Source organism: Phaeobacter sp. B1627 (assembly GCF_006265095.1).
Lineage (GTDB): Bacteria > Pseudomonadota > Alphaproteobacteria > Rhodobacterales > Rhodobacteraceae > Epibacterium.
Genome location: NZ_VCNK01000021.1, coordinates 1 through 24449, shown reverse-complemented (window position 1 = coordinate 24449; position 24449 = coordinate 1). Strand labels below are relative to the sequence as shown.

The window sequence follows — 24449 nt, the reverse complement described above, 5'->3', positions numbered from 1 at the left end:
GGATTTCAGTCTTCTTCCGGTAAAACAACGGTATGACCCCCGCGCGGTGAACGATCGGGCATAGCTGCTATACGTTCGGTTGGCTGGACGTGCTGATACAATTCCGTTACCTCGGGCCGTCGCTTGCGCATGGAATGCCATCGCGAGCTGTTGGACCGGGGGTGACCTGAATGAAACGAATTCTTTTGTGCGCCGCATTTGTTGCGGCAACACTTGGTGGTGGCGCAGCCTTTGCCGACGTCGGGCTGGATGCGCTGTTCAAGCAAGAGCAGTCGACGCTTCAGGCCGCACCAAAGGAGCGCATGCAGCGTTTCCTTGGCGGCAAACGCAACAGCCGGACCAAGGCTGTGACCAAAGTGAAATTTACCCGTGCGTTTCTTGACAGCCGTCCCGAAGCAAGCGGCGGCAGCGAGTTTGAGTGCCTGGCCGAAGCGCTGTATTTCGAGGCGCGCGGCGAGACGGTCAAAGGCCAGTTCGCGGTGGCCGAAGTGATCCTGAACCGGGTCAAGAGCGCGCAGTTTCCCGATACCGTCTGCGGCGTGATCAATCAGGGCACCGGCCGACGCTATCAGTGTCAGTTCACCTATACCTGCGATGGCCACGAAGAGGTCATCCGTGAGCCGAACGCCTTTGAGCGGGTCGCCAAAGTGGCGCGGCTGATCCTTGACGGTGTGAACCCGAAGCTGACGCAGGGCGCGACATATTATCACACAACCGCCGTGAAACCGCGCTGGTCGCGCAGCTTTACAAACACCGCGCGCATTGGTGTGCATCTGTTTTATCGGGACGAACGCTACCGCACTGCGTCGAACTGAAACGTCCCGAATGGTGGCTCAGCGACAGGCGCGCGCCGCTTTCTGTCGCTGGCACGGCGGCTCTGAGCCTGATAGTTGGGTCCAAAGGGCATATTGCTGTGGCTTCTGACACAGTGTCGCCCTGCGATCCCAAGCCAGCCAAAGGCCACGCTCATGAGTTCCGATATCCATCTCGCGTTTGCGCATCCGTCTGAACGGTCCGCTGCGACTGCGCGCCCCGGTCCGCTGGACCGGATCTCCCTGCGCGATCATATCGTCGACGTTGAAATCGGCGCATTCCAGCAGGAACGGGGCCATACGCAGCGGGTCTGCTTCAACGTGGTCGTGGAGATCGCACCGCTTCCGGTGGATCTGGACGATGATGTCGACCGCATTCTCTCCTATGACAAAGTCACCGAGGCAATCGCCCATGAGCTGGCGCGCGAGCGGCTGGCCTTGCTGGAGACGCTTGCGGACCGGGTGGCGGAGCGTATCTTGCTGGAACCACAGGCGGTGCGGGCGTTTGTCCGGATTGAAAAGCTGGATCGGGGGCCGGGGGCGCTCGGGGTTGAGATCGTGCGATCGGCCAGCGACATCAGCCCTGAGGTGGGCGAGGATCACAAACCGCATCCGCGTCTGATGTTTCTGTCCAACACCGCCATCGACAGTGCCCATCTGTCGGGCTGGATCGACCAGATGGCAGGCGGCGAGCGGCCGTTGATCCTCTGTGTCGGGGCGCATGAGCTGGCGGTGCCATGCACGGGTCATAAATGGACCCAGCGCCGGATCGACATGCTGGCAATTGAACAAAATGCCTGGCGTTTGGCGGCCAAAGATGACCGCTGCGTCGTGGTTTCCACCCGGACAGAGCTGGACTGGGCGATGAAGAACGGGCAGATTTGTGTCTGGGCTCCGTCCAAGATCGTGCTGGACGCCGTGGAGGGCCCGACCGAACCGCCGTCGAATGCGGTGGCGCTTGCCGCTTGGTTTGCCTCGACGTTCGAAGCGGATGAGATGATCGTGATTGGGGCCGAACTGCCGGAGGATCCCGGGGTTCCCTTGCGTGCCCATGCTGAGGAGCATCAGACCCTGTGAGTTATTTCCGCCCGTTGGTTCGTCACGGAGATGCGCGCCCTGAAGGTGCCATTCATCTGGCAGGCAGTGCGCTTTGGTTTACCGAGGTTGAAATTCTGGATCGCGGCGCGCCGCCACGCATCGCCCCGGCCGGGCTGGTGCCGGATGATATTCGGCTGCGTCTGATGAGCCGCCGCGCTGCGATTGCGGGTCTCGACATGACCCAGCCGCAGATCATGGGGATCCTGAACGTCACGCCGGACAGCTTTTCCGACGGGGGGCGCCATGATGACCTGGCAGTGGCACAGGCGGCGGCCCTGCGGATGTTGGAAGACGGCGCGTCGATCATCGACGTGGGCGGCGAGAGCACCCGCCCCGGTGCGGATGAAGTCGAGGAAATGGAAGAGATCGCCCGAACGGCGCCCGTGATTGCCGCGATACGCGAAGTCAGCGCCGCGCCGATTTCCATCGATACCCGCAAGGCGACCGTGGCGATGGAGGCGCTGGATGCGGGGGCATCGCTGGTCAATGACGTCTCCGGATTTACCTTTGATGCCGCTCTGGCGCCGCTGGCAGCGCAGGCCGCTGTGCCTGTCTGTGTGATGCATGCACAGGGCGATCCAAAGACCATGCAGAACAGCCCCAGTTATGAAAATGTTGTGCTGGATGTCTATGACGCGCTGTCGGCCCAGGTTGATCAGCTGGAGGCCACCGGGGTTCTGCGTGAGCAGATCATGATTGATCCGGGGATCGGATTTGGCAAGAGCCAGGCGCATAACATCGCGCTCCTGCGGAACCTCAGCCTGTTTCACGGCATCGGTTGCCCGATCTTGCTGGGCGTGTCGCGCAAGGGGTTTATCGGATCCATCGGCAAGGAGCCGCAGGCAGATCGACGTGCGCCGGGCTCTATTGCGGTGGGGCTTGCGGGGTTTGCCCAAGGTGTGCAAATGCTACGCGTACATGATGTGGCGGAAACGGCGCAGGCGCTGCGTCTGTGGCAGGCTACGCGATAACAAGACATCGGCAAGATCGCGGCACGCTTCGGGGCGCCTGGCGAACCGGCCGGGCAGAGGAGCAGTGGCATGCGCAAACTCTTTGGAACTGATGGTGTACGGGGCAAGGCAAACCTGCATCCGATGACCGCTGATATGGCCCTGCGCATTGGCGCGGCTGTCGGGCGCTATTTTCGGCGGGAAACCAATACGGCGCATCGGGTGGTGATCGGCAAGGATACACGGCTGTCCGGCTATATGTTCGAGAGCGCGCTGACGGCCGGGTTGACCTCGACCGGTATGAATGTGCTGCTGCTGGGGCCAGTGCCGACGCCGGCCGTCGGGTTGATGACCCGCTCGATGCGGGCAGATCTGGGAGTGATGATTTCCGCCAGCCACAATCCCGCCGAAGACAATGGTATCAAGTTCTTCGGCCCGGATGGTTTCAAGCTGTCGGATGAGGCCGAGCTGGAGCTGGAAGCGCTGATCGAGAGCGGCGTGGAGCCGGCGCAGGCGGATAACATCGGGCGCGCCAAACGGATTGACGATGCCCGGTTTCGCTATGGGGAGCGGGTGAAGGGCTCCCTGCCGAGAGATATGCGTCTGGATGGGCTGAAGGTGGTCATCGATTGCGCCAACGGCGCCGCTCACCGGGCCGCGCCCGAGATCCTTTGGGAGCTTGGCGCCGAAGTGATCCCGGTGGGTGTGTCGCCGGATGGCAAGAATATCAACCGGGGCTGCGGATCTACACAGCCCGCAGTGGCCGCCGAGACCGTGGTGGCGCATGGGGCCCATGTGGGGATCTGTCTGGACGGAGATGCGGACCGGGTCATCGTGATCGATGAGACGGGCACCGTGGCGGATGGGGATCAACTGATGGCGCTGCTGGCCTCGACCTGGTCGGAGGATGGCCGCCTGACGGGAGGCGCCTTGGTTGCGACGGTCATGTCCAACCTCGGGCTGGAGCGGTTCTTGCAGAGCAGGGGCCTGACGTTGGAGCGGACTGCGGTCGGCGACCGGTATGTGGTGGAGCGTATGCGGGAGGGTGGCTTCAATCTCGGCGGTGAGCAGTCCGGCCATATCGTGATGAGCGACTATGCCACCACCGGCGACGGTTTGATGGCGGGGCTGCATTTTCTGGCAGAAATGGTGCGTCGCGGCAAAAAGGCCTCGGAGTTGGCGCGCCAGTTCGAGCCCGTGCCGCAGTTGTTGCAGAATGTCCGTTTCGAGGCCGGGCAGGCTCCTCTGGAGGATGCGATGGTACAGCGCGCGATTTCCCGGGCAGAGGCCGATCTTGAGGGCCGGGGGAGGTTGCTGATCCGTAAATCGGGAACCGAGCCGTTGATCCGTGTCATGGCAGAGAGTGAAGACCCAGATGTATTGGCGCGGGCGGTCGCCGATGTGGTTGCGGCAGTGAAGGGCGCGACGGCCTGAACACCTGTGGCTGCGTTTCTGATGGAAGCGCGCCCGGTCCTGCGGTCCGGGCGAGCCGGGGGCGCCGCCCCCTCGGTGCTTTGCACCTCACCCCCGAGGTATTTTGAAAAGGTGAATGGGCGGACGGTGCCGCGCCGCGTCAGCGGCGCCCGGCCCAACGGGGGAGGGTGCATGTTTCATGCAGCCGAGACGGGCGGGAGCCCCACCGACGTTGCTTGTTCTGTTGGGCCAGTTCAGGTCAGTCCGAACAGACGGCGCAATGCGCCATACTGACTGAGTGCGACACCGGTGAGAATCAATCCCAGTGACCAAAGTAGCGCCCCGGGGAGGGGTTCGTTGAGGATCAGGGCCCCCAGCAGCACGGCGCAAACAGGCACTAGGTAATTCGTCAGGCTCATGAAGGTCGGGCCTGCGCCCCTGATCACAAGGACCCGCAGGAGGTTCGCGCCGGCTGTGGGTATCAGGCCTAGTATCGCAAGCCAGAGCCAGGTCACAGAGGAGATTTCGGGCGGTGGACCCTCGACCAGCCAGGCGGCCGGGATGATCCCGAGCGACCCGATCAACAGGAGCACCGTGGCAAGCCCGACCGGGTCAACATCCGGCAGACGCCGTACGGAAATCGAGGAGATCGCGTAGCAGGCTGCGGCGCCGAGGCAGGCGAGGCGTCCGGCCCATTCCTGCGCCGCGTTCACGGTCTGAAATGCCTGCCCGCCGATCAGCAGAGCGACGCCGGCAAAACCGACGATCACGCCGATCAACCGCCGCAGCGTCAAAGGCTCCGCGGCAAAAAAATGCGCCAGCGGCAGCACCATCAGAGGGATTGCGGCCATGCTGACACCGGCGAAACCGGAATTCACATGTTGGAGGCCCCAGCTGATCAGGATGAACGGCAGGGTGGAGCTCAGGATCCCTACAAAGATGACAACGGGCCAATTGGATCTGTCTGCAAACAGGCGAAAGCCGCGCCCGGCCCAGACTGCCGTCAGCAATAGCGCGGCAAACCCGATGCGACCGGCCGCGAGCCAGAACGGGGTGATCCCTTGCAGGGCCAGTTCGACCATCATGAAAGTGCCGCCCCAGGTGATCCCGAGGGCCGCAACCATGACCCAGTAGCGCGCTGAAATATCTGGCATTTTATAGTCCTTTGGCGCGGCGGGCGCGGTTGAGGCCGAATGCGTGTAAAAGGCCGTGGTTGCCGCGAAAGGTCAATGCAATCCGGTTCAGTGCAGGAAGAAATTTCTCTTCAAAACGAAAAAAGCGCCCCGGAAATTCCGGGGCGCCCAGTAGAAGGTCCGGTCTGGAGATGTCCCCCAGCGGCCTTTAGTTCTTTGACTTGTCGACCATTTTGCCGGCAGAGATCCAAGGCATCATTTCGCGCAGTTTGGCGCCGGTGGCTTCGATCATGTGCTCGTCATTGGCACGGCGGGACGCCTTGATGGTGGGCTGGCCGACGGCGTTTTCCAGCATGAAGTCACGCACGAATTTACCTTGCTGGATGTCCGCCAGGACCTCCTTCATGCGCGCTTTGGTTTCTTCATACTTGAGGATGCGCGGGCCGGTGACATACTGACCGTATTCGGCTGTGTTGGAGATCGAGTAGTCCATGTTGGCGATGCCGCCTTCATAGATCAGGTCCACGATCAGCTTCACTTCGTGGAGGCACTCGAAATAGGCCATTTCCGGCGCATAGCCGGCCTCGACCAGGGTTTCAAAGCCACAGCGGATCAGCTCGACAAGGCCACCACACAGAACCGCCTGCTCACCGAAGAGATCGGTTTCGCATTCTTCGCGGAAGTTGGTCTCGATCACACCGGAGCGGCCGCCACCGATGGCCGAGCAATAGGACAGCGCGGTTTCCAGCGCCGAGCCGGATGCGTCGTTGTGGACCGCGACCAGGCAGGGCACGCCGCCGCCTTTGGTGTATTCGCCGCGCACGGTGTGGCCGGGGCCTTTGGGGGCCATCATGATGACATCGACGCCTTCTTTCGGCTCGATCAGGCCGAAATGCACGTTCAGACCGTGGGCAAATGCAATCGCCGCACCGGGTTTGATGTTGTCGTGGACGTATTTCTTGTAGGTATCTGCCTGCAGCTCGTCGGGCATGGTGAACATGATCACGTCACACCAGGCTGCGGCTTCGGCGATGCCCATGACCTGGAGGCCTTCGGCTTCGGCTTTCTTGGCGGAGGCGGAGCCTTCGCGCAGGGCGACCACAAGGTTCTTGGCGCCCGAATCGCGCAGGTTCAGCGCATGCGCGTGGCCCTGAGAGCCGTAGCCCAGAATGGCTACTTTCTTTTCCTTGATGAGGTTAACGTCGCAGTCCCGGTCATAGTACACACGCATCGCAGTACATCCTTTTGATGAAGATCTGAGGCTGATCATAGCTACGTCTGCGATGGAGGCGAGAGCTTCCCGGATGGAATATTTCGGAAAATCGCGATAGCTATTCGTGAATTTGGTGAATATGATGAAATTCATGCTTGATGATGTTGACAGGCGCATATTGCGCAACCTGCAGGACGACCCGGGCCAATCGCTGCCCGATCTGGCGGATCGCCTTGGGCTGACGGCCTCGCGTCTGTCGCGGCGGCTGGAGAAGCTGCGTGAGACCTCTGTGCTGAAGGGAACCCGTGCGGTGATCGACTGGGCTGCTCTGGGCTACGGGGTGGAAGTGTCGCTTCGGGTGACGCTGGACAAGACCAACCCGCGCGCCTTTGACGAGTTTATTCCGGCGGCGCGCAAGATTCCGGAAGTTCTCGAAATCCAGACCTTTCTGGGCCAGGTGGATGTGCGTCTGAGCGTGATTGCGCGGGACATGCCGCATTATCAGGCGATCTACCGCGAGCGTATCCTGCAATTGCCGAATATTGCCGACATCGAGGCGCTGATGCATGTGGCGCGGATCAAGACCAGCACCGGGTTGCCGCTGTGACCGGGCTGGACCAGATCGACCTTGCGCTGCTGCGGGCGCTGTCCGAAGACGCCACGCGCTCGGCCGGTGCATTGGGCCGGGAATTGGGATTGTCGCAGCCCGCGACCTGGCGCCGGATCCGGCGGCTGGAGGAGGCGGGTATCCTCTCTCATCGGGTGCTGGATCTCGATACGGAAAAGCTCGGATTTGCTGTGACGGTTTTTCTCGGGGTCAAGCTGGCCACCAAAGGGCGGGTCAGCCTCGATGATTTCGAACGGGCCGTGTCCGCCATTCCCGAGGTGCAGACGGTGGAACATGTGTTGGGGCTCTATGATTATCGCCTGCGGGTGGTGGCCCGGGACATCGCCGATTTTGAGCGGGTGCTGCGGCGGCGTATCATGACCCTGCCGGGCGTCGGAAATGTGGATGCCAATGTGTTGTTGTCCGAAGAGCGTCGACCGGGGCCACTGGGCTAGGGCGTGATCCCGGCGCGACGGGGCAGGAGAGCGGGCCGTGACGTGCGCCTGAGGCCCGCCCTGAGGCCCGTGCTGGCGCTGCCCCGATGCTGCCCCGATGCTGCCATGACGCTTGAGCCGGGCTGCGGCCTCTGCCATGACTGACATAGTTTCGGGGCGCTGCGCCCCGGCCCGATAGCGAACACAGCGAGGAGAGAACCATGGCCCTGTTGGATACAGTCGACCCCGAGGGATTGGACGAATTTTCGGTGGTTTTCACCGACCGGTCGCTGAACCATATGTCCAAAGCCTTCCAGCAGGTGATGACCGACATCAATGCGATCCTCAAAGAGGTCTACCAGGCCGACGCGGTCGCGATCGTGCCGGGGGGCGGGACCTTCGCGATGGAGGCCGTCGCGCGCCAGTTCGCGCGGGGCCAGGATGTGCTGGTGGTCCGCAATGGGTGGTTTTCCTACCGGTGGAGCCAGATCTTTGAGGCGGGCGAGTTCACCCGCTCTGCCACGGTGATGAAGGCACGCCAGACCGGCAACGCCAGCACATCACCGTTTGCGCCTGCGCCGATCGCAGAGGTGGTTGCCGCAATCCGCGAGCAAAAGCCCGGCATCGTTTTTGCGCCGCATGTGGAAACATCGGCCGGGGTCATCCTGCCGGATGACTATGTGGCCGCGATGGCAGAGGCCGCGCATGAGGTCGGCGCCTTGATGGTTCTGGATTGCATCGCGTCAGGCTGTGCCTGGGTGGACATGAAGGCCACCGGTGTCGATCTTCTGATCTCGGCGCCGCAAAAGGGCTGGAGCGCGGCCCCTTCGGCCGGGTTGGTGATGTTTTCACCCCGCGCGCTGGCGCGGCTGGAGGAAACGACTTCGGACAGTTTTGCCATTGATCTGAAGAAATGGCGCGCGATCATGCTGGCCTATGAGGACGGCGGCCATGCATATCACGCGACCATGCCGACGGATGCATTGCGCGCGTTCCGCGACACCATGGTCGAGACGCGCGACTATGGCCTCAACCGGCTGCGGGAGGCGCAATGGAAACTCGGCAATGGCGTGCGCGACATGCTGGCGAAAAAGGGCGTGACCTCGGTTGCCGCCGAAGGGTTTGGCGCCCCCGGCGTCGTGGTCAGCTACACGACGGTTCCCGAGATCCAGAACGGCAAGGCCTTCGCGGCCCATGGCATGCAGATCGCGGCCGGGGTGCCCCTTGCGGTGGATGAGCCTGCAGGCTTCATGACCTTCCGCCTCGGTCTGTTCGGGCTGGACAAGCTCTATGATGTGGATGCGACCCTGTCGCGACTGAAGACTGTCGTCGATCAGGTGCTCTGACGCGGACGGGCCTGTCGCTCGGTGGACCTGCGGGCTTGTCTGTCGCGGCAAGCCTATTTGGCCTCAGCGCACGCCAAGGCCCATCTGCATCAACATCCGCCGCACCTGCGGCAGGGAATAGAGCGCATTCAGGCCCGTGGCCCGCAGGTCGCGCAGGGGGCGCGCCTCGATCATCGAGGCCCGGTTGAGCAGATCAATACCACTGACGCGCAGCTTGATGTCATTGTGGCGTGCTTTGTCATAGGCGTCGAGCATCGACTGATCGCCCAGGCTGTCCGGGCTGTCCAGCGCCAGATCCAGAAGCGTCCGCAGATCCGCCAGCGACATGTTCAGCCCCTGCGCCCCGATCGGGGGCACCACATGCGCGGCTTCCGCCATCAGGGCAATGCGCTCTCCGGTCAGCCGGTCGGCGCGCTGACTGATGATCGGCCAGAGACTGCGACGGGAGGCCAACCGCAGCCCGCCGAGAACGCCGCAGGAGCGGATGTTCATCTCCGTTTCAAATGCAGCCTCGTCCAATGCGGCCAGCCGATCTGTATTGGCGCCGGTTTCCATCCAGACAATCGCGGAAGAGGGCCGGCCGTCATGATCGGGCAGGGGCACAAGGGTGAATGGCCCCCCGGAGCGGTGAATCTCAGTCGATACGTTTTCGTGCGGGTGATCATGCGTGACGGAGAAGGCCAGCGCCTTTTGCCCGTAGCCTGTGGTGCGGACGTTGATCCCGGCCGCCTGCCGCATCGGTGAATTGCGCCCGTCGCAGGCCAGCACCAGTTTGCACCGCACCCGGGCGCCGTCGCTGAGCGTCACCCTGGCCTCGCCGGTGCGGGTGAACAGCGAGGTGGTGCCAACGCCGGGCCGGAAATCTGCATTGGCCAATGCGTCGATCCGCGCCAGCATTTCGCGCCGCAGGAGCCAGTTCGGCAGGTTCCAGCCGAACGGCAGCTCCGAGATCTCGGTCGCGTTGAATTCCCGCACGACGCGCGGCTCCGGGAGCTCTCCGCCCGCATCGATGATCCGCATGATCTGTAGCGGTGCCGCATGAGGCGCAAGCCGGGTCCAGAGGCCCGCATCCTCCAGAAGCGATTTTGCAGGCTGCAGAAAAGCCGTGCTGCGCAGGTCGGCGCCGGTGTCGTCGCGGGTGGTGACGGGGGCGGCAGGATCGACGCAGATGACCGAAAACCCACTCGCCGCAAATGTCGCGGCCGCCGTCAGCCCGGCGATGCCGCCGCCCGAAATCAGGATGTCACAGGTTTCGTTCATCGCCCGGGCCTCATCTGCTGTTTGTATCTGAGACATAGGGCGGGGGATGGGGGTATGACAAGCGGTGCCATGGGGATGACAGGGGCAGGGACCTGCCGCCAATCGTCGCGGCGGCGGGCTACCGCAACTGACCGAGGAAGCCCGTCAGATCCACGGTATGGTGATGGATGTGGTCCCCGGCAACGGGCTCGGGCGCCACATGCACCGTGCGCATACCCATCTCATGCGGCGCGTTCAGATTGCGCGGGTCATCTTCGAACATTGCGGCCCGCGCGGTGTCCACTTCGGCCTGCGCAAAGACACGTTCAAAGGCGCCGCGTTCCGGTTTCGGGCGATAGCCTGCGTGTTCCACCCCGAAAATCCCGTCGAACAGACCCGAGAGCCCACGAGCCGCCAGAACCCGCTCCGCATAGGGGGCGGAGCCATTGGTATAGACAATCTTGCGCCCCGGAAGCGCTCCGATGTGGGCGGCCAGGGCCTGATCCGGCTCAAGATGCGTCAGGGAGATGTCGTGAACGGCAACCAGGAATGGATCGGGATCTATGTCGTGATCGGCCATCAGTCCCGCCAGCGTGGTTCCGTGGTTGCGCCAGTAATCGCCGCGCAGCTGGTCGGCGGCACCGCGGTCCAGTCCCAGGGACTGCACCATATAGGTGATCATCTTCTCTTCGATCTGATCGAAGAGGCGCGCCGCCGGGGGGTAGAGCGTGTTGTCGAGATCGAACACCCAGTGTTCGACATGAGAGAATGACTGTTTGACCATGCTGCGAGACCTAGGCGGCGGCGGGGGAATTTGCAATGGTCGAAAGCGGCTGCGGTGGCGCCAGGCTTGATCGGGGCCGGGGCAGGGCGTAGACAGATGCGAGGCAAGGGAGAGCACTGCACCGATGCGCCAGATGAAGAGCAGCACACAAACAGATGCCTACGGGCTGATCCTGGATGCCATCGACGTCGGCGTCTTCCGGCCGGGGGACCGTCTGGTCGAAAGCGATCTGGCAGAGCGGTTCGGGGTGTCCCGCACCCCCATTCGCGAAGCGCTTCAGCGCCTGGAAACCCAGAGCCTGCTGGAACGCGATGGCCGGTCGTTGATCGTGGCCTCGCTGGATCACAATCAGATGGCCGAGCTCTATATGGTGCGGCGCGAGCTGGAGGGGCTGGCGGCGGCGCTGGCGGCCCGGCACGCGACCAAAGAGGAAATACAGGTCCTGCGCGATATGGTCGCGGCGGATGACGCGCTGGTGGATCAGCCGGTCGAGTTGGCAAAGGCAAACCGCCGGTTCCATCAGCAAATTCACCTGGCCTCCCACAATCGCTATCTGGTGCAGCAACTCGACCTTGTGCATCGCTCGATGGCGCTGATGGCGACCACCTCGCTGGCGGCAGAGGGGCGGGGGCGCATTGCACAGGCCGAGCACAAGGCCATCGTGTCAGCCATTGCCCGGCGCGATGAGGAGGCGGCAGGCCAGGCGCTGAAGGATCATATCTCGGTCGCCTTCACCACGCGTCTGAAGCAGGATGCGGGTGCCCGCAGCACGTGATCTGCCCGCATAGATGATCTGATTGCAAGGGCCCTCAGCCATGCGAGGTGCCGCCGTGGTCGCCGTGTGAGGTCTTGTCCCAGAAGAAGGGCGCGGCAAAGACCTCCCACAGGGCTTTGTAGGCGGCGAGGCAGCCCATCAGGAAATACAGCGGCATCAGCGGCGCCCAGAGTGCGAGCAGCGGCCTGCCCGAGGCGCGGGCGCCGCAGATCCAGATGCAGATGTTGAGGATTTCAAAGACAACAAGGCTTGCGGCCGCTGCAACCAGGAACGCCTGCGGGAGCACCGTACTGCTTGGATGCGGCAATCCCAGCGTGATGAGCCAGAAGCTCCACAGAACGGGGGCGAGCAGGAACTGACCGAGAGTGCCCACGAAAAACGCCTGAAACCCGAGAAACCGGCGCCACCCGAGGTCCCTGAGCAAGCGCCGTGGCGCGCGCATGTGAACCAGATAGGTCATCATGAACCCCTTGAGCCAGCGCGAGCGTTGCTTGATCCAGGGCAGGACGTGGCTGTTGGCTTCTTCGTAGGTGGCTGTCGGCAGCATCTCGGTGCGATAGCCTGCCCGCGCCAGGCGGACCCCCAGATCCGCATCTTCGGTGACGTTGTGGGCGTCCCAGGCGCCCAGATATTCCAGAGCGCTGCGACGGATGAACACTGTGGTGCCGCCGAGGGGCACCACCAGCCGCAGGCCCGCTATCCCCTGCAGCACGACCCGGAACCAGCCTGCGTACTCCAGCGTGAAGCAGCGGGAAATCCAGTTGCGGGAGGGATTATAAAAATCGAGGATCCCCTGCAGGCAGGCAACCTCCGGCGGGGCCGCCTCAAAGGTGCTGGCGACAATATCAAGCTGATTGGCCTCCGGCGCATCCTCGGCATCCCAAATCCCGATGATATCGCCATGGCAGAAGTTCAGCGCATAGTTCATGGCGCGGGGCTTTGTGGTCAGGGGGCCATCTCTGGGGACTTCGACAACGCGGAACCACTCCGGAAGATCGGCGCATTTGACCGCGGCCCGGGTCACATCGTCATCCGCTTCGAGCACCAGCAGGACTTCCATCCGGTCGCGGGGGTAGGTCAGTCGACAGAGGCGGCGCAGCAGGTGGCGCCCGATTTCCGCCTCCCGGTAGAGGGGCACCATCACCGAAATCAGCGGCGTATCGTGGTGCAGGCTGTCCCGGGGCGGACTGACGGGTCCGGCGCGCAGGGACGCCGTCAGCCCGGTCATACGCAGGCCGGTGAACAGCAGGAGCGAGAGCAGCGCCAGCGCCGCAAATACAGAAAGGGTCAGACCCGGTGCGAGCACTGTGCAGAGAAAAATGAGCGCTGCCGCACATATCGCAGGGGCCCGCGCGCGCTGCGCGTCAAAGCTGCGGCAGCTCAGCGCGGTTGGCACGCTCTGTGCGGCGGCCTGCGTCAGGGGGGCGCTGAAATGTTGTGTCAGGCTGCGCTCGATCGCGGCTGCGGGCGTGGGAACCGGGATGGCATCGTCAAAGCGTCCTGACAGATCCCGCAGCAGCGATGGCGCCTTGGAGGGATCGGCCATCAGCAGCAGGACCGTCCGGCCCAGTTTGTCCAGTGGCACGGCTTGATGGCGCAGCCAAAAGCTGGCCGGGCGCAGGGCCAGAAGCTCCGGATCCGGCGTGTGGGCGGCGGCGATGCGTGTCGGGGCCGGGCGCAGCGCTTTGAGGCGGGCGACGTTGTTCAGGTGGTCGTGATTGAGGTCCACGACAGCAGCCGAATCGCGCGGAATGCGCCCCGGCGGCGCATGGGCGGGGCGGCGAAAAAGGACACGACTGCGTCTGTGAAGATCTACCGGGTCTCTGCGCATCCGACATGGCTATCAGGCCGGGAAAAAAGAGCAAAGTTAAAGCAGCGTGATTGGGTCGATTCCGGCGTGGTTTCACGCGCGGCTTCAATCGCGGTAGCAACGCATGAGGCGCCCGGCGCGAGGGGCGCCGGGCAGGGATATCAGGCTTTGCGGGCGGCCATGGCTTCGGCAAAACGCTCGAACAGATAAAAGCTGTCCTGAGGGCCGGGGCTGGCTTCGGGGTGATGCTGTACGGAATAGACCGGACGCCCCACCATGCGGATGCCGCAGTTGGACCCGTCAAAGAGCGAGACATGGGTCTCCTCTACACCCTCGGGCAGGGATTGCGCATCCACCGCGAAACCGTGGTTCATCGAAGTGATCTCCACCTTACCGGTGCCGTTTTCCTTGACCGGATGGTTGGCGCCATGGTGGCCGTGATTCATTTTGATGGTCTTTGCGCCGAGGGCCAGCGCCAGAATCTGGTGGCCAAGGCAGATCCCGAAGACCGGCAGGTCGGTCTGGTCGAGAATTTCCTTGATCATGGGCACGGCATAGGTGCCTGTCGCGGCCGGGTCACCGGGTCCGTTTGACAGGAAGATCCCGTCGGGAGCATGGGCCAGCACCTCCTCGGCAGAGGCGGAGGCAGGCAGAACGGTGACGTCGCAACCCGCGGATGCCAGACAGCGCAGGATGTTGCGTTTTGCGCCATAGTCGATGGCGACGACCTTGTGCTTGGCCGCGTTCTGCCGGGTATAGCCGTCGGGCCAGGCCCACCGCATTTCATCCCAGCGATAGCTTTGGGCACAGGTCACGTCCTTTGCCAGGTCCATGCCTTCGAGGCCCGGCCAGGCGCGGGCTTCTGCCACCAGGGCCTCCACATCAAAGATCCCGTCGGGATTGTGCTGCAGTGCGACATGCGGTGCGCCCTGCTGCCGGATCGCGCGGGTCAGACGCCGGGTGTCGATGCCACCGATGGCAATCCGCCCGGTGCGGGTGAGCCAGGATTGCAACTCTTCGGTGGCCCGCCAGTTGGAGGCCAGCGTCGGGTCCCATTTCACGACCATGCCGGCCGCGACCGGGTCTGCGGTCTCGTCATCCTCGGGGGTGACGCCGGTGTTGCCGATATGCGGGAAGGTGAACGTGACGATCTGACCGGCATATGACGGGTCGGTCATGATTTCCTGATAGCCGGTCATGGCGGTGTTGAAGCACAGCTCGGCCACGCATCGGCCGGTCGCTCCAAATCCATGTCCGTAGAACACTGTGCCATCCGCGAGGGCCAGGCAGGCGGTTGGCTTCGGCGAAACGGTATCGACCATGACTCGGATCTCCATGCGGGCAAAATTCGCGCATCAATAGGGGCCGCACCGTCCGGGGTCAAGCACAGAACGGGCCAGCTGGGGGAACGGTTGCGGTCACCCGCCGGAGCGTCTGTGTGGGAGCCGAGCGCCGGAAGCTGGGGGCGGCGAGAGGGGCGCTTGAAAACCAGCTTGGATTTGATTAATACTGCACCTTCTTGTTCCAAACGAACGAAGAGAGCACATGGATACGCGAGACCGGGTCAATCAGGCCCTCAAGCAGGCAATGAAGGACAAGGCGACTGCGCGCCTCTGTACACTGCGCCTGATCAATGCGGCCATCAAGGATCGCGAAATCGCGGCCCGGGGTGAAGGCGAAGAGGCTGGCATCACAGATGACGATATCCTGGCCATCCTGAGCAAGATGACCAAGCAACGTCAGGAAAGCGCGCGGGCCTATGAAGAGGGCGGGCGGCTGGATCTGGCAGAGCGGGAAATGGCGGAAATCGGTATAATCGAGGAGTTTTTGCCCAAGCAGTTGTCTGAGGATGAGGTCACCAATGCGGTCAAGGTCGCCGTGGATGAGACCGGTGCCGAGTCGATACGGGACATGGGCAAGGTGATGGGGGCCTTGAAAGCAAAATACACCGGCCAAATGGATTTCGGCAAAGTCGGACCGATGGTCAAGGATCAGCTTTGTGCCGCCGGAGGCTGCTGATCTCTGCGGGACCGGACGGCTTTTGCCGGCAGTATGATCGGGGCGCAGAAGCGCCCGGCCTGCGGCGCAGGTATTTATTAAAAGATGAAATGCACCCCGGGCTCGTCATGAGGTCGGGGTGTTTTGATTCGAATCAGCTGGACTGGGGGAGGGCGCGCAGCAGATCCTTGTAGAGGGCCTTGCGTTCGTCTTCTGAGAGGAATGCGCCGATTTCGACCTCCCGCCCGGTGCCGCGAAGCGTGACGTAATTCGGCACCGGACCTGTCTCGGCGTGCAGGGTGACCTTTGCCCAATGGCGGTTGCAGCGCCAATGCAGTTCCTGGCCGCGGCCGTCGCGGCGGGTGAGTTCCGCGTTTTCGGGCGTCAGTTTCAGAATTTCCAGCAACTGAGCGTTGCGGCGGTTCTGATCCAGCGCGAATTTGAGCCCGAAGAGGGCCAGGGTGAGGAAGGGGATCAACCCCCAGAACAGCGGGCTTCCGATCAGCGGCAGCAGCGGCAGCGTGATCAACACGGCGGTTGCCGCCAGAAAGCGCACATAGCCTGTGGGCGGGAGCGACTGATGGGGCCAGAGATGCAGTTCGCCGTCGCAGTCACTGGGGGGGCGGGTCCAATCGTAGGGCATGGGTGGAGTTTAGTCTTTGCCTGCGGGATGTCGAGGCAGGACAGTGCGCGAAGTCAGATGCCCGAAACCCACGTCGCGACACATAAAAACGCCCCGGAGCGACAGGGCTCCGGGGCGTTTTCAGCGTGGTCAGGCCGTGCTTAGTGTGCGTGGCCTTTGTCCCAGTCTTCCTGCTTGGGCAGGATTTCAAAGGTGTGCTCTGGTGGTGGAGAGGGCAGGGTCCACTCCAGCGTATCGGCGTATTCGTTCCAGTAGTTGTTCTGGGTGATACGCGCGCCGCGCAGCATCGAATAGATCACCACACCGAAGAAGAACACGAAGGATGCAAAGGACAGGAACGCGCCGTAGGACGAGATCTTGTTCCAATAGGCAAAACCCTCGGGGTAGTCGATGTAGCGGCGCGGCATGCCCTGACGACCGAGGAAGTGCTGCGGGAAGAAGGTGATGTTTGCGCCGATGAAGAACATCCAGAAATGGATCTGGGCGCCCAGCTCGGAGTACTGACGGCCGGTCATTTTCCCGAAGTAGAAGTAGACGCCGGAGAAGATGGCAAATACGGCGCCGAGCGACATCACATAGTGGAAGTGCGCAACCACGTAGTAGGTGTCGTGATAGGCCCGGTCGACGGCAGCCTGCGACAGCACCACACCTGTGACACCGCCGACGGTGAACAGGAACAGGAAGCCGAAGGCGAACATCATCGGAGCTTTGAACTCGATGGAGCCGCCCCACATGGTGGCAATCCATGAGAAGACCTTGACCCCTGTGGGGACCGCAATGACCATGGTGGCCAGCATGAAGTAGGCCTGTTGGTTCAGGGACATGCCGACGGTATACATGTGGTGCGCCCAGACGACGAAGCCCAGGACGCCGATGGCGATGATCGCCCAGACCATCGGCAGGTAGCCGAACACGGGTTTGCGTGAAAAGGTTGCGATCACATGGGAGATGATCCCAAAGCCAGGCAGGATCACGATGTAGACTTCGGGGTGCCCGAAGAACCACAGGATATGCTGGTAGAGGATCGGATCGCCGCCGCCTGCGGGGTCAAAGAAGGTGAAACCGAAGTTGCGGTCCATCAGCAGCATGGTGATGGCGCCAGCCAGAACCGGCAGCGACAGCAGGATCAGCCAGGATGTCACGAAGATGGACCAGCTGAACAGCGGCACCTTGAACAGGGTCATGCCCGGGGCGCGCATGTTCAGGAAGGTGGTGATCATGTTGATGGCGCCGAGGATCGAGGATGCGCCGGAAACGTGGACGGCAAAGATCGCCAGATCCATCGAGTATCCGCCTTCCTTGACCGAGAGTGGCGGGTACAGAACCCACCCCACGCCGGAGCCGAGCTGACCGTTGCCCCCAGGAGAGAACACGGAGCAGACCGCAAGGGCCGTGCCTGCAACATACATCCAGAACGACAGGTTGTTCATCCGCGGGAACGCCATGTCCGGCGCGCCGATCTGCAGCGGCATGAAGTAGTTGCCGAAACCACCGAACAGCGCCGGGATGACGACGAAGAACATCATCAGGATACCGTGTCCGGTGATCAGGACGTTCCAGAGATGGCCGTTCGGGGTGCAGGGGTCGGCCATGAAGCCTTCCTGACACATGTATTGAACGCCGGGATCCATCAGCTCCAGTCGCATGTAGACGGTGAATGCGACGGAAATGAAGCCCGTGAGCGCCGAAACGATCAGGTAAAGGATACCGATATCCTTGTGGTTCGTGCTCATGAACCAGCGGGTAAAGAAACTCCGCTCGTCTTCGTGGCCGTGACCTTGAATGGCTGCGTCTGCCATTTGGGTGCCTCCTGTTATACTCTTCAGTGGCCGCACGGGGGATTCCCGGCGGTCCTGATCTCGGTTCGGTTTTAGAGTGGCAATCCTTACCCTTCAATGGTCGAGTTCGATATGGATAAAGAATAATTGTCGCGGGTACTTGGGTTTTTCGCCAGATTTACGTGTGCAGCGGCTTCGGGCGGGCTGGACACGGGGGGAGGCGGTCGTGGCTTGACCGGGGGTGGCGGGCCTGCAAAAGCTCGGGCAGGAAACCGAAAAAACGGAGAACCGCGACAATGCAGGCCTATGATCCCGACAATGTATTTGCCAAGATCCTGCGCGGAGAAATCCCCGCGACGCGCGTATATGAAGACAGCGACACGCTGGCGTTCATGGACATTATGCCGCGGTCGGACGGGCATCTTCTGGTGATCCCCACGACCCCGTGCCGCAATGTGCTGGACGCCTCGCCGGCTCAGCTTGAGGCGGTGATCCGCACGGTGAAAAAGCTGTCCGTGGCTGCGAAAGCGGCCTTTGCAGCGGACGGTCTCACCATTCAGCAGTTCAATGAAGCCGCCGGGGGGCAGGAGGTGTTTCATCTACACTTCCATATTCTGCCCCGCCACGATGGTGTCGCGCTGCGTGCGCCGGGTCAGATGGGGGATATGGCTGCGATTGCCGCCCACGCGGATAAAATCCGCGCGGCTCTGTAAAGAACGCTCAAGGCCGGATCTGCGCGCAATCGCTGCGGGCCCGGCATGCCAAGCGCAACATCAGGCGTCACATACGGGCTCACTGTCCTGCATCCCCGCAGGACAGGCTACTTCGCCGTGCAGGTCGGCGATGCCTCTGACGCAAAGGCGACATCGAAGGTGCGTTTCAGGGCGACATCCACGTCGGCCAGGGTCACCGGAAGGCCCAGATCAACGAGACTTGTCACCCCGTGTTCGGTGATGCCGCAGGGAACGATGCCGCCGAAATGGCTCAGGTCGGGTTCGACGTTGATCGAAATGCCATGAAAGCTCACCCATTTTCGCAGGCGAATGCCAATCGCGGCGATCTTGTCCTCGGAGAGCGCGCCCCCCGCGGTGCGCGGCTTGTCCGGCCGTTCGACCCAGACACCGACGCGGCCATCGCGGATATGGCCGGTGACGTTGAATTCTTCAAGCGCGAGGATCACCCAGCGTTCCAGCTGACGGACAAAACAGCGTACGTCCTTGCCGCGTCGGGCGACATCAAGCATCACATAGACCACCCGCTGGCCGGGGCCGTGATAGGTATATTGCCCGCCGCGTTTGGTCGTATGCACCGGAAAGCGATCCGGGTCTGTCAGATCAGCAATCCGCGCCGACGTGCCGGCCGTATAAAGCGGCGGATGCTCAAGCAACCAGATGCATTCGCTGGCATCACCACGGGCGATGGCTTCGGCGCGGGCCTCCATGAAAGCGGTGGCTTCGGCATAGGGCACCGGGGCGTCTGAGGTGATCCATTCCACCATAGGGCTACTTTCTGTCATGATTTATGCTATTTTTCCGAATGGATGACTCGCGATTTTACGGCTGTCCATCATACTATTTCTTGATTCCCAATTATTCACATAGTTGCAGTGCGGGGTTTAATTCAATGGCATCAAATTTCATCAAGGCGGCTTTGGTCGCATCGGTTTTCACCAGCTCGGCCGGAGCCGCAGTTGCAGGGGACCTCGGCGCGGCGCTTGTCGGCGGCATAATCGGCGGCGTCTTCATGAATGAAGTCAACAAGAACAAGCAGCGCACCCGCCCGCGACTGCCATCGACCGATCAGGGTCGGCAGATCCAGAGTTCTCTGAATTACTTTGGATTTAATGCGGGCACCGTGGATGGCCAGTTGGGCCGCAAGTCGAAAACCGCAATCTCGCAGTATCAGGCCTACATCGGCTATCCATCGACCGGCGCGCTGAATGACCTCGAATTCGACTTTCTGACGTCATCCTACCAGCGCGCCATCGCCAGCGGGCCGCTCGCCACACAGCAGGCGATGGGGCACCCGGACGGCACCCGTGGCCTGCTGCGGATCTACATGCAAGAGCGCCTCGCGGTGCAGCAACAGCAATTGCAACAGCAGCAACAGGTTCAGCAACAGCAGATGTTGCAATACGCCGGACAGCAACCGCTCGGCGGTGCGACCCAATATGGGGTCCCGAATGGTGTGGTCGCAGTGCCGACGCAGCAGGGCTTCGTCCCTCAGCAAGGCATTGTCTACGCTCAGACCGGACAGCCGCAGGCCTATGTGCCGCAGGGCCAGCAACAGGTGGTTCAGCAGGGCCAGCAACAGATGGCCTATGCCGCGCCACAAATGGCGCCGCAGGCCTATCGACCTCAAGCGGCAGCGGGCGCGACCGCTGGCATGGTTCCTCAGCAGCTTCCACAACAGGGGCAGGTCGTTGCCTTGCAACAGCCCGCGGCAACAACGCAGAGCCAGGCCGGTGTCTTCGCCGCTCCTGCGCCGGCGCAGCCGCAGAGCGCACTTCTGCCCACGGTGCGCCGTCGTGCGTTGATTGTCGGTGTCGACAGTTATGACAATCTCGACAACCTGCACAAAGCCCGAAATGACGCGCAGGCAGTCAGTAATACTCTCATGGGAATCGGCTTCGAGGTGACCACGCTCTATGATTCTGACCGGCGCGAGATCAACAGCGCCGTGTCGAGTTTTGCGAACCAGATCGAACCGGGTGAGGAGGTCATCTTTTATTTCGCGGGCCACGGAGTGGAGGTGGATGGCCGAAACTACCTGCTGCCTTCGGATGTTCCGGTCGTGAATTTTGGCGATGAGAGTTTTCTGACAGGAGAGAGCATTGCCGCCGATCGCGTGTTGCAGATCTTTCAGCGCCAGGGGGCACGGTCGACAGTGATGATTCTGGATGCCTGCCGCAACAACCCGTTTCCACGGGACGGGCAGCGATCCGTCGGGGGGACCCGGGGGCTGGTACGGATGGAGCCGCCGGAAGGGTCGTTTATCCTTTATTCTGCGGGTGCAGGCCAAACGGCGCTGGATCGGTTGTCCGATGCTGATCAGGATCCGAATTCGGTATTTACCCGTGCCCTGATCCCGCTTCTCCAGCGCCCTGATATGACCCTTCATACCTTGGCAAAAGAGGTGCGCCGGGATGTGCAAACGCTGGCGTCCAAGGTCAACCACGATCAGTTTCCGGCCTATTACGATCAGATGTCCGGAGAGTTCCGTCTCACCAATGTCGCTGCTGCTCCGCTCGAGTAGCCCCTCCTGGGTCAGGGCAATAATGTCGCTCTTCCAATGGCTTGGGCACTCCATCGAAACCTGTTGGGCTGCCTGATTGCCTTTGGTCGGAAAACATCAAGTTTGTGCGTTTTGCCTCTTCACATCGTTGGTGGGCTGGTCTATACGCCCCCTCACCAAGTCATAGACAGTGCGGTCGTGGCGGAATTGGTAGACGCGCAGCGTTGAGGTCGCTGTGGGGTAACACCCGTGGAAGTTCGAGTCTTCTCGACCGCACCAAGAACTTGCCTTTGGCATCCCCTTGAATTACAAGAAAATCTTGAAAATCAGGTCTTTTCGAAGGTCTGGAGTTCGGGGGCTTTTGCACAGACTTTGCACAAAGTTTGCACAAAAGGGGTTTGGCCAGTGGAGAAAATTGAAGGCGCAAGGCTTATTGGGAAGACGTGGCACTACTATAAGCGCGTCCCCAAGCGACTCGTTGAGGCCTACGGCCTGCCCGAATTCAAGCGCGGGTCGATGCACACGAAAGACCCTGACAAGGCGAAGCAACTGGCGCGCGCGATGCTCACTGAGCTAGACGACTTGGCGGCGAAGCTGGACTCGGTTTCTGAGCGTGCCAAGGTTTTCGGTGACCTCTCTCCGAAAGAACAAGTTCGGCTCGAAAGTGATCTTGCTCGGAATGTAAGAGCGCTTCCGGCAGACCAGAAACAGCTTATCCAAAAGGCCGGAGGTGTCTGGGAAGCTGGTGTGGCCATGCGCGAGCACGAAACCCGCGCCGCGTTCCAAAGGGCGGGCCTTGGGGCTGATTATGCGCTCAAGGACGACATGGGTGAAGAGTACGACCCTGACGACCGAGAGTTTGAAGAGGCTCAAGAAGCCGCGCGCATCGGGCTACATGAAAAGAAGGGTAAGGCTCTGCGCGGCACGTTGACCGCCGTCGAAGTGATCGAACCAACGGCTGACGCCGTCACGGGCCTGCGTGGCCTTCTGGACAAGTTCTGTGAGGCCAAGGGTTATGTCCACACATTGAAGATCAAGAACAAGACCCGAGGGCAGTACGAATACGCCGTACGCCGTTTCATTGAATATCACGGCGATGTGCCCCTTGCCGATCTGACCAAGAAACACCTGACCAGTTTTGCCCGCGACTTCGTGAAATTGCCGGTATCGTCTCGGAAGGACATTCGCCCGTTGGCTTTCTGGGATGCGGTCAAGATCGCGGACCGGGAAGACCTCCCCCGCGCGTCAGCGCGGACCCGTAACCAAAATCTGACTTTGCTAAAATCGCTGATGGCCTATGCGGTGAACGAAGGCGACCGTGCGGACGATGCTGGGTGGTCTAAGTACACTGTGACCGAGAAAAAGGGCAAGTTCAGCGCGAACCGTGAGAAGCGCAGGCATGTATTTTGCCGTGACGAAGTGAAAAAAATCGTGGCGCACACCACCAAGACCCGTGACTCGAACACGGTAGATTTTTGGGGACCACTGTTTGGGGCGTTTCACGGGCTGCGGCTTGAAGAGGTTTCGCAACTGCGGGTTGATGACGTTGTTACCGCCGAGGGCTAGCGGAAGCTGACGCCACGGCCAAGAAGGAAGCACGTCGGGCAGGTATCGCCCACGCCAAGGCGTCAGCCGATGCGCCCCGGAAATATAGAGGCAAGAAACCCAGCTTTGATCGACAGACCTTCAACGTGGTCCAATCCATGTTGGTTAAGAAGGCTCATACAGTCAGTGCCATCGCTCGTGAGACCAATCTATCCCGCCAAGCGGTCCTACGCATCCGGGACGAACCAGAGGCCGCAGACGCCGCTTTAAAACGTTGGGGGATGTAAGCGCATGCGGTTCGATCCAGTCGCCTTTTTGTTCGCAACATTGCTGCTGTGCCTATTTTGGCAATTTTGATCAATATGATGTGACGCTTGGCCTCTCTCCACCTGCACCGAACCATGGATCAAAGGGTGTATCGCCACCCCTTGAAACCAACTCGCAGGGAGATGTCGCTCTCCCCGCACCCATCGATCAAAGGGCGTTCCTGCCCTTGTGAAATCCTGACCATTTCATGGAGACCAACCCTGCGCGGATTGGATGCCGTCAGCGTATCGACGCTGAACCAGAATAATGGGATAGCGCGCCCCTTATGACCCACTCACTCGCTCTAGCTACGTCTTTACTCCAGTTGCTGAGGGTCGATGTCTTGGCCTTGGCGCGGATGGTTGGGCATACCGATCTGAGGCAACTGCGCGTCTATTACAATGAAAGTGCGGAGGAATTGGCCAAGCGCCTGGGTTAAACATCTGGATTGCGGACAAGTTTCCTGTTCCGCTCCAATTGGCCTTGCCTTACCCAACGGCGCACCGTTGCCTCTGATCGACCAACCTTTTCCGCATATGCCTTGACGGTTATCCACTTTGCGGGCGGTGTGACGTGAGACGCTTGTAGAATGCGCTTGATCTCCCGCAATTCAGCTTGCAAAGATTCAAGAGCGGCTGCGTCTACGGCAATGAATTGTGTTGCGGTCATGCCGCTGTCTCCTGCTTTTGCGCCCATCCGCCCCACTGATCTGCCCAGGCTTCGGCCATTCCGGCGAAGGTTTTGCTGCGAATCTTCCAGCGATCGGGGCCGGGCGTTGCGCGGTGGATGGCGGACCAGCGCTTGTGCGCCTCTGTCTTGGGGCGTGGCGGGGTGAGTTTGTTTGTAGCTGTAAGCGTCGGCAGATTACGCAGGTAAAGGCCTGTGGCCTTAAATGCCGGATCTCCGAACCACCACGGCTGCACGATCTGCGGCTTGATCCAGTTCCTGATCCGAACGCGAGCATGTTTGTGCATCACCGGGTTTTCGACCGCGACATGCGGGACCGGCGCATTCAGGCAGCTGGAGAACAGATCTGCGCCCGCGTCCAGATCCGCCCACATCTCGGCAAGCGTGCGCCCGTTTGGTGGCTTCGACAGCCAGCGCACGCCCGAGTTGCAAAGGCGGGTGCAAGGCGGGTTTGAGACCAAAAGCAGATCCCAGCGCTGCAGTCGCTGTGCAAGGCCTGCCACGTCATCAGGAAACAGCGGATCGAGCGGCGCGCAAAAGGGGTGGGGGGGCTTTGAGAGTCTCGGGCCTCCGGGACTGCAACCGGCGGGGATAATCAGATTTATGCGCACGCAAATTTATGGGGGGGGTATGCACCACTGCGG

Annotated in this window: 23 protein-coding genes, 1 tRNA gene and 1 pseudogene; 14 read left to right on the top strand and 11 right to left on the bottom strand. The window is 61.6% G+C overall.

The window, feature by feature from the left end; genetic code table 11:
- Window positions 1–170 precede the first annotated feature (170 nt).
- The 4 genes from FGE21_RS11970 (at window position 171) to glmM (ending at window position 4294) form a co-directional block, all read left to right on the top strand.
- Window positions 171–815 carry a cell wall hydrolase gene (locus tag FGE21_RS11970; RefSeq protein WP_139663531.1) on the top strand — a complete coding sequence of 215 codons (645 nt, stop codon included), beginning with the start codon at window positions 171–173 and terminating at the stop codon, window positions 813–815.
- A 153-nt stretch (window positions 816–968) separates the two neighbouring features.
- Window positions 969–1889, top strand: a complete 921-nt coding sequence (locus tag FGE21_RS11965; protein ID WP_139663530.1) for a dihydroneopterin aldolase — start codon at window positions 969–971, stop codon at window positions 1887–1889.
- Window positions 1886–2881 carry a dihydropteroate synthase gene (gene folP / locus FGE21_RS11960; RefSeq protein WP_139663529.1) on the top strand — a complete coding sequence of 332 codons (996 nt, stop codon included), beginning with the start codon at window positions 1886–1888 and terminating at the stop codon, window positions 2879–2881. The genes FGE21_RS11965 and folP overlap by 4 nt, the downstream gene beginning before the upstream one ends.
- Before the next feature lie 69 nt (window positions 2882–2950).
- On the top strand, window positions 2951–4294 hold the full coding sequence (gene glmM / locus FGE21_RS11955) for a phosphoglucosamine mutase (RefSeq protein ID WP_139663528.1): 1344 nt from the start codon (window positions 2951–2953) through the stop codon (window positions 4292–4294).
- 233 nt (window positions 4295–4527) lie between these two features.
- On the opposite strand, the gene FGE21_RS11950 is transcribed toward glmM, so the two are convergent.
- Together FGE21_RS11950 and ilvC are read right to left on the bottom strand one after the other, a co-directional pair.
- Window positions 4528–5427: a DMT family transporter gene (locus FGE21_RS11950; RefSeq protein ID WP_139663527.1), complete on the bottom strand. Its 900-nt coding sequence runs from the start codon at window positions 5425–5427 to the stop codon at window positions 4528–4530.
- A gap of 187 nt (window positions 5428–5614) precedes the next feature.
- On the bottom strand, window positions 5615–6637 hold the full coding sequence (gene ilvC, locus FGE21_RS11945) for a ketol-acid reductoisomerase (RefSeq protein ID WP_139663526.1): 1023 nt from the start codon (window positions 6635–6637) through the stop codon (window positions 5615–5617).
- 133 nt (window positions 6638–6770) lie between these two features.
- Between ilvC and FGE21_RS11940 the strand changes: the two genes are divergently transcribed.
- The 3 genes from FGE21_RS11940 to FGE21_RS11930 all read left to right on the top strand — a co-directional run bounded on the left by FGE21_RS11940 (window position 6771) and on the right by FGE21_RS11930 (window position 9006).
- The gene (locus FGE21_RS11940) at window positions 6771–7226 is read left to right on the top strand and encodes an Lrp/AsnC family transcriptional regulator (protein ID WP_139663525.1); all 456 of its coding nucleotides are present in this window, start codon (window positions 6771–6773) and stop codon (window positions 7224–7226) included.
- The gene (locus FGE21_RS11935) at window positions 7223–7681 is read left to right on the top strand and encodes an Lrp/AsnC family transcriptional regulator (RefSeq protein WP_139663524.1); all 459 of its coding nucleotides are present in this window, start codon (window positions 7223–7225) and stop codon (window positions 7679–7681) included. The genes FGE21_RS11940 and FGE21_RS11935 overlap by 4 nt, the downstream gene beginning before the upstream one ends.
- A gap of 200 nt (window positions 7682–7881) precedes the next feature.
- Window positions 7882–9006 carry an aminotransferase class V-fold PLP-dependent enzyme gene (locus tag FGE21_RS11930; protein WP_139663523.1) on the top strand — a complete coding sequence of 375 codons (1125 nt, stop codon included), beginning with the start codon at window positions 7882–7884 and terminating at the stop codon, window positions 9004–9006.
- Window positions 9007–9069: 63 nt separating this feature from the next.
- Here FGE21_RS11930 and FGE21_RS11925 read toward each other — a convergent pair whose 3' ends face one another.
- Window positions 9070–10266, bottom strand: a complete 1197-nt coding sequence (locus FGE21_RS11925; RefSeq protein WP_139663522.1) for a UbiH/UbiF family hydroxylase — start codon at window positions 10264–10266, stop codon at window positions 9070–9072.
- A 118-nt stretch (window positions 10267–10384) separates the two neighbouring features.
- On the bottom strand, window positions 10385–11029 hold the full coding sequence (locus tag FGE21_RS11920; RefSeq protein ID WP_139663521.1) for a pyrimidine 5'-nucleotidase: 645 nt from the start codon (window positions 11027–11029) through the stop codon (window positions 10385–10387).
- A 124-nt stretch (window positions 11030–11153) separates the two neighbouring features.
- Here FGE21_RS11920 and FGE21_RS11915 point away from each other — a divergent pair, with 124 nt between their 5' ends.
- On the top strand, window positions 11154–11804 hold the full coding sequence (locus FGE21_RS11915) for a GntR family transcriptional regulator (RefSeq protein WP_139663520.1): 651 nt from the start codon (window positions 11154–11156) through the stop codon (window positions 11802–11804).
- A gap of 34 nt (window positions 11805–11838) precedes the next feature.
- Here the strand turns inward: FGE21_RS11915 and FGE21_RS11910 are convergent, their stop codons facing one another.
- Together FGE21_RS11910 and carA are read right to left on the bottom strand one after the other, a co-directional pair.
- A complete protein-coding gene (locus tag FGE21_RS11910; RefSeq protein WP_370285660.1) occupies window positions 11839–13533 on the bottom strand; it encodes a glycosyltransferase in 1695 nt (564 codons plus the stop codon).
- A gap of 242 nt (window positions 13534–13775) precedes the next feature.
- Complete coding sequence (gene carA / locus FGE21_RS11905) at window positions 13776–14936, bottom strand: glutamine-hydrolyzing carbamoyl-phosphate synthase small subunit (RefSeq protein WP_139663518.1); 1161 nt, start codon at window positions 14934–14936, stop codon at window positions 13776–13778.
- A gap of 223 nt (window positions 14937–15159) precedes the next feature.
- Between carA and FGE21_RS11900 the strand changes: the two genes are divergently transcribed.
- Complete coding sequence (locus tag FGE21_RS11900; protein WP_139663517.1) at window positions 15160–15633, top strand: GatB/YqeY domain-containing protein; 474 nt, start codon at window positions 15160–15162, stop codon at window positions 15631–15633.
- Between the two features lie 133 nt (window positions 15634–15766).
- Here FGE21_RS11900 and FGE21_RS11895 read toward each other — a convergent pair whose 3' ends face one another.
- Complete coding sequence (locus FGE21_RS11895; protein ID WP_139663516.1) at window positions 15767–16255, bottom strand: DUF2244 domain-containing protein; 489 nt, start codon at window positions 16253–16255, stop codon at window positions 15767–15769.
- A gap of 140 nt (window positions 16256–16395) precedes the next feature.
- Complete coding sequence (locus FGE21_RS11890) at window positions 16396–18054, bottom strand: cytochrome c oxidase subunit 1 (RefSeq protein WP_139663515.1); 1659 nt, start codon at window positions 18052–18054, stop codon at window positions 16396–16398.
- A gap of 275 nt (window positions 18055–18329) precedes the next feature.
- On the opposite strand from FGE21_RS11890, the gene FGE21_RS11885 reads away from it, so the two are divergent.
- Window positions 18330–18746 carry an HIT family protein gene (locus FGE21_RS11885; protein ID WP_139663514.1) on the top strand — a complete coding sequence of 139 codons (417 nt, stop codon included), beginning with the start codon at window positions 18330–18332 and terminating at the stop codon, window positions 18744–18746.
- Between the two features lie 107 nt (window positions 18747–18853).
- Here FGE21_RS11885 and lipB read toward each other — a convergent pair whose 3' ends face one another.
- Complete coding sequence (gene lipB, locus FGE21_RS11880; RefSeq protein WP_139663654.1) at window positions 18854–19531, bottom strand: lipoyl(octanoyl) transferase LipB; 678 nt, start codon at window positions 19529–19531, stop codon at window positions 18854–18856.
- A 125-nt stretch (window positions 19532–19656) separates the two neighbouring features.
- Here lipB and FGE21_RS11875 point away from each other — a divergent pair, with 125 nt between their 5' ends.
- From FGE21_RS11875 to FGE21_RS20630, 4 genes are all read left to right on the top strand, one after another.
- Window positions 19657–21288, top strand: coding sequence for a caspase family protein (locus tag FGE21_RS11875; RefSeq protein WP_139663513.1), 1632 nt, complete (start codon window positions 19657–19659; stop codon window positions 21286–21288).
- A gap of 171 nt (window positions 21289–21459) precedes the next feature.
- Window positions 21460–21546: transfer RNA gene (locus tag FGE21_RS11870), tRNA-Leu, on the top strand.
- 126 nt (window positions 21547–21672) lie between these two features.
- The gene (locus FGE21_RS11865) at window positions 21673–22833 is read left to right on the top strand and encodes a DUF6538 domain-containing protein (protein WP_139663512.1); all 1161 of its coding nucleotides are present in this window, start codon (window positions 21673–21675) and stop codon (window positions 22831–22833) included.
- Between the two features lie 44 nt (window positions 22834–22877).
- On the top strand, window positions 22878–23099 hold the full coding sequence (locus FGE21_RS20630) for a helix-turn-helix domain-containing protein (protein WP_139663653.1): 222 nt from the start codon (window positions 22878–22880) through the stop codon (window positions 23097–23099).
- A gap of 454 nt (window positions 23100–23553) precedes the next feature.
- Here the strand turns inward: FGE21_RS20630 and FGE21_RS11850 are convergent, their stop codons facing one another.
- Window positions 23554–23787 carry a hypothetical protein gene (locus tag FGE21_RS11850; RefSeq protein WP_139663511.1) on the bottom strand — a complete coding sequence of 78 codons (234 nt, stop codon included), beginning with the start codon at window positions 23785–23787 and terminating at the stop codon, window positions 23554–23556.
- Window positions 23784–24278, bottom strand: a pseudogene (locus tag FGE21_RS11845) (hypothetical protein); the annotation flags it as partial. The gene FGE21_RS11850 and the pseudogene FGE21_RS11845, both read right to left, overlap by 4 nt.
- Between the last annotated feature and the right edge of the window lie 171 nt (window positions 24279–24449).